Annotated in this window: 13 protein-coding genes; 6 read left to right on the forward strand and 7 right to left on the reverse strand. The window is 43.4% G+C overall.

Annotated elements, in window-relative coordinates:
• Nucleotides 1-1,251, forward strand: a 1,251-nt coding sequence (locus QUA62_RS25770; protein WP_333407595.1) for a calcium-binding protein, incomplete at its 5' end; no start/stop codon positions are given.
• 159 nt (nucleotides 1,252-1,410) lie between these two features.
• Here the strand turns inward: QUA62_RS25770 and QUA62_RS25775 are convergent.
• Entirely contained in the window at nucleotides 1,411-1,758 is a 348-nt protein-coding gene (locus QUA62_RS25775; protein ID WP_333407596.1) for an ATP-binding cassette domain-containing protein, read from the reverse strand.
• Between the two features lie 21 nt (nucleotides 1,759-1,779).
• Complete coding sequence (locus QUA62_RS25780) at nucleotides 1,780-2,142, reverse strand: hypothetical protein (protein WP_333407597.1); 363 nt, start codon at nucleotides 2,140-2,142, stop codon at nucleotides 1,780-1,782.
• 235 nt (nucleotides 2,143-2,377) lie between these two features.
• Here QUA62_RS25780 and QUA62_RS25785 point away from each other — a divergent pair, with 235 nt between their 5' ends.
• The 3 genes from QUA62_RS25785 (at nucleotide 2,378) to QUA62_RS25795 (ending at nucleotide 5,145) form a co-directional block, all read left to right on the forward strand.
• On the forward strand, nucleotides 2,378-3,031 hold the full coding sequence (locus QUA62_RS25785) for a DUF1190 domain-containing protein (protein ID WP_333407598.1): 654 nt from the start codon (nucleotides 2,378-2,380) through the stop codon (nucleotides 3,029-3,031).
• A 62-nt stretch (nucleotides 3,032-3,093) separates the two neighbouring features.
• Complete coding sequence (locus tag QUA62_RS25790) at nucleotides 3,094-4,401, forward strand: glutathionylspermidine synthase family protein (protein WP_333407599.1); 1,308 nt, start codon at nucleotides 3,094-3,096, stop codon at nucleotides 4,399-4,401.
• 18 nt (nucleotides 4,402-4,419) lie between these two features.
• Nucleotides 4,420-5,145: a hypothetical protein gene (locus QUA62_RS25795; RefSeq protein WP_333407600.1), complete on the forward strand. Its 726-nt coding sequence runs from the start codon at nucleotides 4,420-4,422 to the stop codon at nucleotides 5,143-5,145.
• A gap of 159 nt (nucleotides 5,146-5,304) precedes the next feature.
• Here the strand turns inward: QUA62_RS25795 and QUA62_RS25800 are convergent, their stop codons facing one another.
• The 4 genes from QUA62_RS25800 to QUA62_RS25815 all read right to left on the reverse strand — a co-directional run bounded on the left by QUA62_RS25800 (nucleotide 5,305) and on the right by QUA62_RS25815 (nucleotide 8,847).
• Complete coding sequence (locus tag QUA62_RS25800) at nucleotides 5,305-6,054, reverse strand: amino acid ABC transporter ATP-binding protein (RefSeq protein WP_333407601.1); 750 nt, start codon at nucleotides 6,052-6,054, stop codon at nucleotides 5,305-5,307.
• Nucleotides 6,020-7,483 (reverse strand): ABC transporter substrate-binding protein/permease, encoded by a 1,464-nt coding sequence (locus QUA62_RS25805; protein ID WP_333407602.1) that lies wholly within the window; start codon nucleotides 7,481-7,483, stop codon nucleotides 6,020-6,022. The genes QUA62_RS25800 and QUA62_RS25805 overlap by 35 nt, the downstream gene beginning before the upstream one ends.
• Before the next feature lie 536 nt (nucleotides 7,484-8,019).
• Nucleotides 8,020-8,553 (reverse strand): DUF2726 domain-containing protein, encoded by a 534-nt coding sequence (locus tag QUA62_RS25810; RefSeq protein ID WP_333407603.1) that lies wholly within the window; start codon nucleotides 8,551-8,553, stop codon nucleotides 8,020-8,022.
• A gap of 15 nt (nucleotides 8,554-8,568) precedes the next feature.
• Nucleotides 8,569-8,847 (reverse strand): hypothetical protein, encoded by a 279-nt coding sequence (locus QUA62_RS25815; RefSeq protein ID WP_333310209.1) that lies wholly within the window; start codon nucleotides 8,845-8,847, stop codon nucleotides 8,569-8,571.
• Nucleotides 8,848-9,157: 310 nt separating this feature from the next.
• Between QUA62_RS25815 and QUA62_RS25820 the strand changes: the two genes are divergently transcribed.
• Complete coding sequence (locus QUA62_RS25820) at nucleotides 9,158-13,081, forward strand: NACHT C-terminal alpha/beta 1 domain-containing protein (protein WP_333407604.1); 3,924 nt, start codon at nucleotides 9,158-9,160, stop codon at nucleotides 13,079-13,081.
• Nucleotides 13,051-13,191 carry a hypothetical protein gene (locus QUA62_RS25825; RefSeq protein WP_333407606.1) on the forward strand — a complete coding sequence of 47 codons (141 nt, stop codon included), beginning with the start codon at nucleotides 13,051-13,053 and terminating at the stop codon, nucleotides 13,189-13,191. The genes QUA62_RS25820 and QUA62_RS25825 overlap by 31 nt, the downstream gene beginning before the upstream one ends.
• A 432-nt stretch (nucleotides 13,192-13,623) precedes the next feature.
• On the opposite strand, the gene QUA62_RS25830 is transcribed toward QUA62_RS25825, so the two are convergent.
• Complete coding sequence (locus tag QUA62_RS25830; RefSeq protein WP_333407607.1) at nucleotides 13,624-14,544, reverse strand: cation diffusion facilitator family transporter; 921 nt, start codon at nucleotides 14,542-14,544, stop codon at nucleotides 13,624-13,626.
• Nucleotides 14,545-14,657 lie beyond the last annotated feature (113 nt).

The following is a 14,657-nucleotide window of genomic DNA, read 5'->3' on the forward strand; positions in this document are numbered from 1 at the left end:
ACTCCGACACCAACTCCACCAACGCCGACTCCGACGCCGACTCCTGCGGAAACTCCGACACCAACTCCACCAACGCCGACTCCGACGCCGACTCCTGCGGAAACTCCGACACCAACTCCACCAACGCCAACTCCGACGCCGACTCCTGCGGAAACTCCGACACCAACTCCACCAACGCCAACTCCGACGCCGACTCCTGCTGAAACTCCGACGCCTGCGCCAACTCCGACTCCTGCGGAAACTCCAACGCCAACTCCGACGCCAACTCCTGCGGAAACTCCGACTCCAACTCCGGCTTCCACGCCAACACCAACGCCTGCGGAAACTCAGACCCCAACACCATCAGTACCCGTTGTTACACCAGGAAGTGATACTGATTGCATTTGCAATACTATTGAGTATCCAACAGTCGATCGCCCAAACCAAGCTGACAACATTATCAACGGCAATGGTAGCGATGAAATTCAGTTTGGCACGTCAGAAAATGATGCTTTTTACGGCAGTCCAAATCCGAATATTTTTGATGCGGATTTAGGCGATGATAACCTCTATGGCGGTGAAGGAAACGACATTCTTTACGGCAACCGAGGCAATGATTTTATTGAAGGCCACCACGGAGATGATATCCTTTTTGGTGGCAAGAATAATGACATCATCCTTGGCGGTGAAGGCGAAGATATCATCTTCGGAAATCGGGGCAATGATTCAATAAATGGTAAAGAAGACAACGACTTAATTTTGGGCTGTGAAGGTGATGATTTTATCGACGGTGGCAAAGGCAGCGATATCGCATTTGGAGGCAAGGGAAATGATATAATCTTCGGCGGCCAAGGGGAGGATTCTCTCTACGGCGATTATGGTAATGATACCCTCTGCGGAGGTGCTGGCAATGATTGTCTGAGTGGAGGTGCGGGCAATGATTTGCTAGACGGGTGCGAGGGAAATGATACTTTGATTGGTGGCAAAGGTAATGATACTTTGATTGGCGGTTTGGGGGATGATTGTTTAATTGGAGGTGCTGGGAGCGATCGCTTTTTACTATCTGCCAATTCGGGTATCGATATTATTGCCGATTTTGAAACTGGAAAAGATTTGCTGATGCTCGCTAATGGCTTGACATTCGAGCAATTAAGTGTTAATGAAAACAGCGGTGCCACTTTAATTCAGCTTGTGGAAACAGGAGAAATTATAGCTGCTTTAAGCGGAGTTTCTGCTAGCAGAATAAGCGCCAGCGATTTCAGTTTCATTTAAACAGGCTCACCACTGATGCAGGTCGGCAACAAACTGTGTCCCGGCACTCGACTTTTTGTGCCGATCGAGCATCTCCAACCTGACGCACCCTACCGCAACTGTCTCTTTCTCCTCTAAATCTGTGTCCTCTGCGGTTAAAAACTCTAATTATTATATGAATTAAAGCATTTTTTCCAGAAATTGCTTGGCGCGATCGCACTGAGGGTTACTAAAAAACTCCTGCGGCGGCACATCTTCCGCCACCTTTCCGCCATCGAGAAACAAAATCCGGTGAGCGACTTCCCGCGCAAAACCCATTTCGTGAGTTACAATTGCCATTGTAATTCCCGTTTTCGTCAAAGCTTTCATCACATCTAACACTTCTTTAACCATTTCTGGATCGAGTGCAGAAGTCGGTTCGTCCATCAGCAAAATTTCCGGTTCCATAGCCAAACAGCGGGCGATCGCCACCCGCTGTTTTTGTCCCCCCGAAAGCTTAGAAGGATAAACCTGGGCCTTATCTGACAAACCCACTTTTTCCAGCAATTCTCACCCCTTCAGACGCGCCTCATCCGATTCAACCTGCTTCACCTTTACAGGCGCATACATCACATTTTGCAGCACAGTCATGTGCGGAAGTGGAAATGCTAAAAAACCCTCCCCACTTTCTGGCGGATTTTCATAATATCTGCCTTCGGCAAAGTAATATCCACCTGTTGTCGGTTTAGTCGTACCGGGTGCACCGGGGGAATGGGAGTATTTGAAGCAACGGCGATCGCCCTGCTGTCCGATCGCTTTTCTACGGGTATAATTCTGAGTGCGGTTGCTTTGTATCGGATAATTAGCATTCTGGCGGATGTTTCGGGTGCTGTTTTGGCAAAGCTCGATCGGCAGCGAAATCAGCGCAGTCAAAAAAGGCGAATTTGAAATCAAATATAGGAGCAATATAATTTGCTGCGTTCGAGAAATCCCTGAATCGCGCAATGTAGTAAAAGCTATAATCAAAGTCAAAGTCGTGAGTGCCAACTCACAGATTTAGATAAATTACTTGAACTTTGGCTGACCGTGTAAATCCAATCATCTCAGTGGCAGCAAATTCATCACATTACAGGTTCTTTGAAATAATGACTCTAACCTCCGGTTAGCCATGACTCATAACAACAATCGAACGACAACAATTCGTTACCTTCTAATTACATCAGGTGTACTAGCGATCGGTGGATTAGGCTATCTTGCTTATACCATGTTGCACGAACGCAACGAAGTACGCTACTACGAATCCGAACAGCAATGTATTGTAGATGCGATGAACCAAAGCAACGGGTTCACCAAAGAGCAGTGTCAGGCTCAGTTCCGGTACGCAATGCAGGAATACGAACGCATTACGCCCGTGTATCGCACGCAGCCAGAATGCCAAGAAGACACAGCAAGCATTTGCTCGCAGGTATCGAATTCCAGCGCTGCTACCCCCGGATGGCGACCAGAGTTCGGCGGCTTCTATTTCACCGATGATGTCGATGATGATGCCCCTCCAACAGTGGTCAACGGCGTCAACGGCGGCTCCTACACGGTTTATCCAGTGCAACCCGTTTACCGCTCCAACATCGGAATTGTAACTCCAGATAGAACCCAGATTACTCGTCCCCTACAGGGCATACCGCTAGATTCTCCCTACTTTTCCTCCAGTGGCGACACCCCAAATCGCCCCGCAGGCCACGCAGCTCAGGGAACCATCAAGGGACGAGGGAGGTTTGGTAGCGCAGTCCGTTCCACGGCTCCTTTGGGAAGCGGAGGCAAGTAACCAAGACCGATTTTTCTCTATTTTTCCATATTCTCCAGTGTCACTAGCAAGGTGCTTCATCCATGTATCCATTTTTGTTTCAGCGACGACGCAACTGGCAGCAGCACGTATTAGAGAACGCCTACCAATGTCAGCCTCTTGCAGACATCAACCAACGCTACTGGGCAGAAGCCTTAGACCGTCCCTTTGGGGTGATGTTTTCGCGCCAGGAAGAGGCGAGGATCTGGGATGCTACTGAGGCTCTTTGGGATATGTGCCGGGAGTTTTTGGACTGGTTTTTTACCGCTGATGGCCTAGAAAATCGGATGAAAAAACTTGCTATTCCCCCTGGTTTCTGGGAAGCAATTCAGGTTTCGTGGGATCGGGTTGACGAAGCAGAAGATATGTCTCTTTATACCCGTTTCGATCTTGCCGTCACTGAAGATGGAAAAATTAGCCTTCTAGAAATCAACGGCGAAACTCCTCTCTTAGGTGCAGAAACGGTCTATCAATGGCTGTGGTTAGATGACATGAAAAAACCAAGCGGAGATTTGCGATCGCTTCCCAACGATGCCAATCAGTTCAACAACTTTTGGGACGAAGTTGCGGGTCGATTCCGCACTCTAAGTCGTCATTACGATTTAAAGCAGTTCGGTCTGAGCTTGTTAATTGACGAGCATCTGTCAGAAGATACCGAGATGGCAGGACAACTGGTGGAAATTATTAATCAAGAATTGGGAAACGATCGCTTTTTTACCCAACTTGTAGGATTGCGTAACCATCTGGGCGTGGATGAAGAAGGATTTTTTGTCGATCAATTCAATAATCGGATCTTGCGACTTTGGAAAATCGTCGATTGGCTAGATTTGCAACTCGCCAGCCAATCCTTTAACGCAGATGAAGCCCTAGCATCCCGCCTGATAGCAGGGGACGTGAAAATCATTGAACCGCTGTGGAAACAGATTTTAAGCAATAAAGGATCGATGGTGTGGATGTGGGAATTATTTTGCAACCACCCAGTGTACGCTCAATTCTTGCTACCTACTTTCTTCACAGATACTATCTCGATCGAATCCACAGCATTACTGACCCAAATGCACGTCAAAAAGCCCCTCGTCGGTTTAGAAGGTGTTGGCGTTTCTATTGAGACAGGTGATTTCGTTGCCGGAGCCGTTCACGCCCGCGAGGCGATGGGCTACGATCGCGAAGGATTCATTATTCAGTCCTATCAACCCTTGCCCGAATATTTTGGCTACCACTTCGTCGTAGGTTCCTGGATTGTCGGCGATACTCCATCCGGCATCGTATTGCGCGGAGATACCAATCCGATCACCGGACGACATTGCTTAATCGTTCCGCATATCGTGAGCGATCGTCTGGTGAATACTTAACTTCTAATCAGAAAAACTATGAAATTACAAACTCATGATGTCCGGGGAATTCCGATTCTTAGCAGTGAGTGGAGTGTAGATGAATTTATTGCCGATGAGTTGAAAATTCCCGAAGTCGCGCCTACAATTCAGGCTGGATTTATGGATCTCCTGAGCCGAGATGTGTTCTCTGAGGGAGACAGTCAGCCACTGTACGAGCATCTGCTATCTCGCAGTTCGGAGTTCTCGTTAGAATTCATGAGTGCGATCGAACTTTGGCTGCAAGACGAATTACGGCACTACGTTGCTCTACGTAAGGTCTATCACATGGTATCAGGTTTGTCCCCAGAGGCGATCGACCAAAAAAACCAGAGTCGGGTGCATGAACTCGAACCGATCTCGTTTCTGATTGAGAACGAATTCACCATTCTAGTTGGTTTAATGTTTGACGAAATGGGTTCCGTGTGGTCTTATCACCGGGATATTAAGGAATTCTACCAACACTATGGGAACGGCTTTGCTCGCGTAGGACATTTGGTGACGCAGGATGAGGGGCGGCATTTTAGGAATGCTGCGACTCTCATCCAACATCGCCATCCCGACAAAATCGATCGGATCGAACCCTTATTAGAAAAGATTAGCGAGATGGAAGCCGGTCTTGCTTATTATCCCAAGACTTTCTTTCTCGATCACGCTCAGGAAAGACACCGCTTTCCGAAAGATTTTAATACCCAAGTGATTCAAAGAATTCTCTCCTTTTTCTAACAGAATTACCAATTTAATCAGTGGATCAATATTATTATACTTTCCGTGGCGATCGAGCATCTCAAACTGACGCACCCTACCGCAACTTTCTCTTTCTCCTCTAACTCTCTCTGTGCCCTCTGTGTCCTCTGCGGTTAAAAACTCTAATTCTTATATGAATTAAAGCATTTTTTCCAGAAATTGCTTGGCGCGATCGCACTTTGGGTTACTAAAAAACTCCTGCGGCGGCACATCTTCCGCCACCTTTCCGCCATCCAGAAACAATATCCGGTGGGCGACTTCCCGCGCAAAACCCATTTCGTGAGTTACAATTGCCATTGTAATTCCCGTTTTCGTCAAAGCTTTCATCACATCTAACACTTCTTTAACCATTTCTGGATCGAGTGCAGAAGTCGGTTCGTCCATCAACAAAATATCCGGTTCCATAGCCAAACAGCGGGCGATCGCCACCCGCTGTTTTTGCCCCCCCGAAAGCTTAGAAGGATAAACCTCTGCCTTATCTGACAAACCCACTTTTTCCAGCAATTCTAACCCCTTCAGACGCGCCTCATCCGATTCAACCTGCTTCACCTTTACAGGCGCATACATCACATTTTGCAGCACAGTCATGTGCGGGAACAAGTGGAAATGCTGAAAAACCATCCCCACTTTCTGGCGGATTTTCAGAATATCTGCCTTCGGCAAAGTAATATCCACTCCGTCAATGTATATGTGTCCCGAAGTCGGAATTTCCAGTAAATTCAAACACCGCAAAAAAGTAGACTTGCCGCACCCTGAAGGGCCGATAATGGCAATCACTTCTCCTTTATGAATCTCAGTAGTTATCTCGCGCAAAACCTTCAGATTGCCAAAAGATTTATACAGGCGATCGACCTTAACTGCTACTTTGGAGTCTACGTTCGAGTACATTGGCCCCCCAAGTTAAACTAAGCACCATCAAATAATAAATTGCGCCGACAAATATCAAAGGTTCAAAGTAAATATACTTTTCTGCTCCCACAATTGTAGCGCGGCGCAGCAAGTCTTCTACGCCAATTACTGAAACTAAAGCTGAATCCTTCAGCAAAGCAATACTTTCATTCACCAATGCAGGCAAAATATTTTTCAACGCTTGCGGCAAGATAATATCGCCCATCATCAGTTTGTAGGGAACGCCCAGGGATTCTGCGGCTTCTTTTTGACCTTTATCTACGGCTTGAATTCCCGCGCGGATTGTTTCGGAAATATAAGCCCCAGAATTCAGGACAAAAGTAATTACGCCAGCTTGCAGCGCAGATATATTATAGCCCGTAAGCTGCGGGGTTGCAAAATAAACTAAAGTCAACTGCAAAATTAGTGGTGTTCCTCGAAAAATAGAAGTATAAGCAGTACCGAACCAAGCCAGCGGTTTAATGCTAGAAATCTTAAACAGAGACAGCACGATTCCCCAGATAAATCCGAGAAATGCCGACAGCAAGGTAAAAGTTAGCGTTACCCAAATCCCGGACAAAATATAAGGCAAACTCGGCTCGATTTTTCCAAAATCTAACCCGAACTTGGACGCTACCGCAGGCTGATTTGCTTGAGCAGGTTCTTGCGGAATTGGTCGAGAAAACCACTTAGTAGCTAGTTCCTTAATTTGACCGCTGGCTTTCATTTGCTGGAGGACTCGGTTGAATTCTGGAACTAATCTCGAACCTTTCGGAAAGGCGATCGCCGAACCGCTTTCTTCAGTATTTGGGATTGTGTTAAATTCCAAGTCCGGGTTCGCTGCTGCATAACCCGTAGCGACAGTATCCTCGATCACTCCCGCCGCGAGGCGGTTCGATTTAATTTCTTGAATGATGTCAGGAATCCTATTCAGAGGAGCCAGTTGCACCCCGGCCATTTTTTTCACAGCTTCCTGCTGAATGCTTCCGAGTTGAACGCCTACTTTTTTCCCCGCTAAATCTTCAGCTTTGGTCAAATTGCTGCCTTTATTGGCGACAATTGTATTTTGAGCTTCGTAGTAAAGGTCAGAAAAAGCAACATTTTTTTTCCTTTCTGCTGTGGGAGTCATTCCAGCCATCACAAAATCGGCTCTTCCCGCCTGCAAAGCGGGAATTAAGCCGTTAAAATCCATGCCAATTACTTTCAGTTCGTAGCCTAATTTTTTAGTAATATATTTGGCAATATCGATGTCAAAACCGATGATTTCGTTGCCGCTAACAGCCGTATCTTTAAATTCATAGGGCGGGTAGTCTGGGGAAGTCGCCAGTGTTAAAGTCTTGTTGGCTTGGGCGTAACTGGCGATCGCAATTAAACAAAAGGCGATCGCGATCGCCGCCGCCAGCATTGATTTTAATTTTAAACGTTTCATATCGAACATTGTCCTAAAAAATCCCCTCGCCCAGAAAATATACCACACATCGGAATCAAGTCACCTTTATAAAGGAAGATATACTCCTGGACGCACGGATTTCCAGAAACCGGGTTTGATGGACAAACAAACTGCATAATTAGCCTTTAACCAAGCTAAAAAACCCGGTTATAAAGGTATTAAGGCGCCCAGGGATAAAGATAAATAATTGTGCCAGTAACTTATATTTAAAAAATGTGCCTTGCGGACATTTTTTAACAACTTAGAAAGGGAAGCTTGTTTGCTAAATTCCCACCAATGTTGTATCGTTGTTATAGTTGCGATCGGTATTTATAATCATCCAGCATATTCCATCTATATGTGGTACAAGGTATTCAGTAGATCAGAGCAAAAAATGCGATATTACTTCTAAGCCGCCGGGAACGATCGAGTGGGAGTAATACCATTGTCGATTATTGATTTTCGATTTGGAGAGATGCCGTCTGTAAGTCCTGTGTTAATTACAGGACTTACACATAAAAATTATAGTCTAAGAGTCAACTGTCAACTGTCAACTGTGTTGAATAGTGTTGCAAAAATGCTTCCAGTTCTGTCCGTCCTGGTTGGGTAATTGAGTTGTAGAAGACTTCTTTTTGTCCATTGGGAGTGTAGAAACGATAGAAGCGTCGATCGACATCGATTTGTCGCAGGTATACTAAGGGAACGCCAACAGATGCAAGGAGTCGGGCTTTTTTGCGATCGCGCACCTGCACCTCTGGGCGATCGTGCCAATGAGATTGACATTCTATCACCAGTTTGGCTTTGCGACTAGCACAATAACCGCGTTCCATCAAGGCGATATCGACTCTGGAACTCACCCAAAATTTCCAAAGTTCAATGGGAAGACGGGTGAAAGTTTCTGGACGGGAACAGATGATTTCTAGGGGAACTTGGGGACAGTAACGGAAGCGATCGCCTAAAATCATCTCTAGAATATCGATAGCGATCGTTTCTAACTCGTTGATAATTTCTCCGCTTTGGAATTGGGGAAATGAAGACAAAGAATTGTCATAGTCAAAGGCGTATAGCATCAGTTTTATTTCAGATTAGGGTGAGTGGGAATTAAAGGGGTTGTAGACGACTGTCCAAGCGTTTGCACCAAGAGCGGTAGCAGTCCAAGCGCCCTTCTGGTAAGGTTTGCCTTCTTTCCGAGCGCGGTAAAGAGTTGTGGTGGATACCTCCAACAGTTGTGCGGCTCTATGGGTTGTGCAGGATTGCTCAATTACAGTTGGTTGGGATGGGAGTTTTACCCTTCTCTTTTTGTTAAGGGAGTCGATGGGAGTAGGTGGCTCGTCTGGGAAAAGGCTGAGTTGGAAGGCTGTCATAAGCTGAACCTTTGAGTGTTAATGATTCAAGCCTATTGGAGTCAACTGAATTTCTCCAGAGCAAAACGGTTCAGAAAAAAGTGAACTGATCTGAACTGGTCAAGAAACTTGATGCTGACTATGCTAGGGATAGTTTGGATTGAGATTTTGCGCCTGTGCTGTTGTCCCGCCGTGGACTCAAGTCCACGGCTAAGAGCTACTGTCCACTTAAGTGGACTGAAGAGCGCTTTTTTGGGTCAGCATTTAGTCCTCTTTTAGAGGACTTTCGCTATGAGCCAGGGGTTTAAACCCCTGGCGGGCTATGCAACTGATGCAAAATTCTCAATTTCATCCACTCTGGTTGTTAGGAATGAGTCAAACTATGGCATCTCGCAGTGTTCGGATTGATGGCGCAGGTTTGGAGAAAGTTCGTCAACGGATGGCTGAATTGGAGAAGCCACTAAATCCAGATAAACGAGGTTGGTCTCAAGAAGACCTTGCAAGGCAGGCGTATGTGCATCTTAGTACGGTTAAACGCTTTCTTGAAGGTACGCCACCGGATCGCGGTACTGTCATCTCAATTCTTAAAGCATTAGAATTTGAACCCATAAACTTTATTGCCGAACATGACTCCAACTTGCAGAATTCCAAGCGAGATCCACAGCCAAACATTGACATTGATTGGCAGCGAGTTTGCCAATCAATGTTAAAGGAACAGCAAAAAGAACAGCGAATTAGGCGTAAGGCAACTGAACAGGGAGTTGAAATCAATGTTTTTGTACCGCTAGGATTAATCGAACGGAAACATCAGCAGCGTCGCAGTGGCAATGTGCCTATGGAACTGTTACATCAATTAGAACCGGAAGTTGTTACCCGAATTTACGAGCATGATGAATTCATGACTGACGTTATTGGACAAAACCCTACTGGAAAAAATCAGCATATTGCTATTGTCGGCGAACCAGGAGCAGGAAAGACAACGCTGTTAGATAAAATCGCCACTCACATTCAGGAAAATAATCGAGACTTGCCGATTTGCATTGCGCTGGCAAGTTTGCAAGGAAAGACACTGAAAGACTATATCCTTCAGGAATGGTTACCGGAAGCTATTTCTCTGGGTTATCCCGATATTGATGTAGAGATGTTTCATGAAAAATCTCTACAAAAACGGTTGCGTCAAGGTGGAGTGTGGCTATTACTCGATGGTGTCGATGAAATGGCTGTAGGGGCGAACAGTTGTTTGTCCCTAGAGGAAATCCGAAACCAGCTTACTGATTGGTTGGGTAATGTGCGGGTTGTTTTGACCTGTCGAACCAATGTTTGGGATGCCCGTCTCAACAATCCCCTCACAGGTTTTGATACTTACAAAACTCAGGAGTTTAAACAAGAGCAAGTAGATGATTTTATTCAGCAGTGGTTTGCTGAAGCAAAAAATATTCAACGGGGACAGGAGTTACAGAAAAAGCTGCAAGAACCGCAAAAAGAACGCATCCGCCAACTCGTAAAAAATCCGCTTCGCTTATCTCTACTGTGTCAAATATTCAGCACAAATAAGCAAGTCGAATTACCAGAAACCAAAGCCGAACTATATCAACACTTTGTCCGCTATTTCTATGAGTGGAAACCATCCCAAACGGTTATTGATTGGGCTAATCAACCAGGTTTGCGAGAAGAATTACATCAAGCCCTCGGTCGTTTGTCTATAGCAGGATTGGATAGCGATGCTAGATTTCGGTTGCCGCTGAGTTTAATTGAAAAACAAATGGACGATAGGCTTTTTAAATTAGCCTGGGAGCTCGGTTGGCTGAATTTGGTAGATCGAGAAGCTGCAACAGATGAACCTGTTTACGCATTCTTTCATCCTACATTCCAGGAATATTTTGCATCTTTAGTAATTGATAATTGTCAATTTTTCATGGAGCGCTATCGAATCTTTGAAACCCAATGGCTAGAAGTAGCTATATTATGGTTAGAAAGTTTCCAACTTTCAGCACTGCTAAAGAAAGAATTGATCGACACAATAACGAATCTTAAGGAAGACAAATGGAAAAATCTGTATCGGCTTAAGCTTCTACCATTAAATATAGTTAACTCGTGTCAATCGGGCGACATACATTTTATTAGTGAATGGGTGTATTTGGTTTGCTCGTATAAAAATCAACAAATACAACAATACAAATTAATGTTTCCTGGTTATGAGGAATTCATCATAGAATCGTTAAAATATTACGCTCCCAAAGAAGCCTGTGATATTATAAATGAAGTCATCAATAATACTGATTTAGAAATATACGAACTATCTAAGCTTTGGGAAGTTTTATTTAAAATCAACCCGCAGTATGAATGCTTAAAAGTATTAATCCCTAAATTATTAAAAGATGATAATGAGGGACGTGCCATAAAAGTAGCCACAATAGCTTTAAAAAATGATAATTTTAAGCAAGCTGCCGTTGATTTTTTAGTGAATGCTTTATTGAACGAAGATGAGGAATACGAATTACAAAATATTTCACTTATTAATATTTTAATTGATTCTAAGATTTTGGACAAAGTGGTTATTGGTAAGTTAACATCATTTTTAAAGAGTCAAGATTATCTGATTCAATCGCTAGCTATTTCAAATTTAGACGAACTAAGCCTAAATCATAACGCTTTAGTCAACAATCAAGAAGTATTGGATGCTTTGATTAATTTAATAAGTCAAAATCGAGACAATCAAATATGTATTATTGCTGCTATTAGTATAATCAAGAGACTGGATATTGATATTTCAAAAGTCAACAGAGCAATGATTGATTTGTTATATAATTCACAAGATTCAGTGATTATTATATCTTTATTTGACTATTTGGAAACACAAGGTTTTATTGGGAAAATTATTAATAAATTAATCCTATTAATTGCCAATGAAGAAGACAGATATGAATCTCTAGCTTATGCTCAAATGTTAGTAATGGTAAGCTTGAGCTATCCAAAAATTTTCGAGAACCCGTCACTTATTAAAATAATGATTTGTTTGGTAGAAGTAAAAATCGATTATTACTATCTTTTAATAGAAATTTTTTCTCAAAGTACAACAATGTATGAGCGTTTTAAAATCGTAGGTTACCAGAGTAGCAAAGATAAGACTTTCATTGATTTTATAAGTTTAGTTATAGAAAACTATATGAATGAAAATACAACCGAGGATTTAAATTCAACCACAAGTAACGACACAGAAAATATAGAAGCTTATTTCATGGAGCAACAAGAGAAACAATATGTTGAATTTGTTTCACTAATTAGCAATCCAGAAAAACTAAACCTTACAAATTTGACGCAAAATCCTTTTACTATGAAATTATCTACTTGCGAAGAAATTGCAATCGCCAAAATTAAACAAACTAATTTTGAAGTCATAGATAAAATAATTGAAATTATCCAAACTAATAAAGATAGCATATTGTGCTATATGTGTATTGAAATATTACTCAACATTGAAACATTATTAAAACAATCGATTGTTGAAAAATTAGTAAACTTAATTGTCAATTTAAAAGACCATAAAATTCAATGTTCTGTTGCCACAGGATTAAAACAAATTACTCACAAAGCACAACTAAAAAGGTTAGTTTTTGGTCTAAAGGATTATGTAGAAGATGCAGTTGCTAAGTCAGACCCTTATTTATATATAATTGCTTATTCAGTGCTGTGGCATTGTGCTAATCACTTGAGTTATACGGAATTTTATGACGCTTGTTATGTTCAACCATCCTGTACTGACTTAGAGGCACTTGAAAACATCTCTGTTACTAACTCTTCTACTCCTCAACTCCTCAACAAGGTTGAGCAATCTTCAGTTCTTCAGTCTGCGGTTTCCCATAATGAAGAACTCAATCAAGCAGTACAACTGATTTGTATTGATGGTAGCGAATTTAACCCTCCAGATAATCCTGCCACTGATATCTATATCCAAATGGTAGAGCAAGGTTGTCCAGAACGACAAGAAGGAACACCCACAACTATGCCACTGCTCAAAGCCTATTGGCGACTGAATTTGAGAAACCTAGAAAAACGAGTTGCGTTGGTGTTCTACAATTCTAAAATCGATCGCGAATTCAGCGAACCTTTTCTAACTGCACTGAGTGCTTTTGGAGGCACGATCGCAATCATCACCGATCGACCATGCGACAATGTAAAACGCATTTCTTATAACCATCCGAATCTCATCGATGCAGTTTTGAAATGGCTGCATCGATCGATTTTGGAGGGTTGAATTTTGATTTTGGCAGAAGGCGATCGCTTTTTCACCAACTCAGGCGCGATCGCACTCACACCCCCAAATGCAACTCGATCGAAACATTTCTTCATCTTTCTCTGAATTAAGAGAATCGTCCGCTAAAACAAAGTAGGAGAATTTCCGCTACGATCGAGAGTAGATAGGCTAGCACCAGATAAAATAAAGTAAAAATTCCATCCGCACTACCCGTTGAGATGGCTGCGAGCTCTCGGTTCAAAAGTGGAGATTTTGCTACCTTGGCATTTGCGGGGGGAAATGGCTACAGAAATTCAAAATACTTGGAATTTATACAAATAGAAAGACAGAAATCGACGACAGCCGCTCGATCTATTGTGGAAAACTTGCCCTTTTCTGTGGAAAAACCCCCTTTTCCTGTGGAAAACTGCTACTAAATTAAGTGCGATCGCTCTAATTCCCTTGATAGCATTTAAAAATTTGGAGGAATTGCGGTAAGTAAAAATACTTTCCCGATTCTTCAATTAATCCGTGTATCCGTGTCAAAATCACTGGTTGTGCCTTCATTTTTCAGAATCGTAGCTAATTTCGTCGGAATGGTAAGCCGGCGGCTCAACGTGAATTAAGATGCGTACAGGGCTGAAACGTTCTTCCAAACGGGCTTCTACTTCTTCTGTAATCCGGTGAGCTGTTTCTACATCGACAGCATCCACAATCATGTGCATATCAATAAATACTTGACGCCCTACAACGCCACGGGAGGCGATCGAGTGACAGTTGACAACCCCCGGTACATCGATCGCGATCGCGTGAATAACTTCCGGTGCGATCGCCATTTCATCCACCAACCAAGGCAGATTTTCTGTTAAAACCTTCCAACCGCTGCTAAATACCAAAACAGCCACAGGAAAAGACAAAAACACATCCAGGGATTGTAATTGAGGTATATTCCAAACCTGCCCTTGCCAAACACCAATCAACCCGCCGATGACCATAATTGTCACCCAAACATCGCTCATCGTGTGCTGGGCGTCAGCCACTAAAATCGCGCTACCGAGACGTTGGCCAACTCTGCGCTCGTAAAAAGTGACAAAAATATTAATCCCCAGTACAATCAGCAAAATCCACAGTTCATTTGGGGATATTTTGACAACTTTACCCCCGTTAATCAGCCTTTCGACAGCACCGCTGAGAATTTCAAAACAGGCAATTCCCAGAAAAGCAGCAATTCCCAGAGCTCCGAGAGCATCAAATTTTTGGTGTCCGTAGGGATGATCGCGATCGGGCTGCGGATTGGCATAATGATTAGTTACCAATCCTAAAATATTATTAGCGCTGTCCGTGACGCTGTGCAAAGCATCTGCCAGCAAACTGAGGGAACCAGTCAGCCATCCCACGGCTGCTTTAATTGCCATCACCAGCAAATTGAGCAATAAAGTAATTATTAAAACCTTGCGGACTTCGGAACGGTTATCGGCAACCATAAACTCTCCTCGATCTGCCGTCAAGTTTTCTGGTTTCTAGTTTAAAGCTTATCAAATCATAACAGGTTAAAACTCTTGCGGAATCAAGCTTGCGACTAGATTTATATTCATTA

Source organism: Microcoleus sp. MON1_C1 (genome assembly GCF_036701945.1).
Lineage (GTDB): Bacteria > Cyanobacteriota > Cyanobacteriia > Cyanobacteriales > Microcoleaceae > Microcoleus.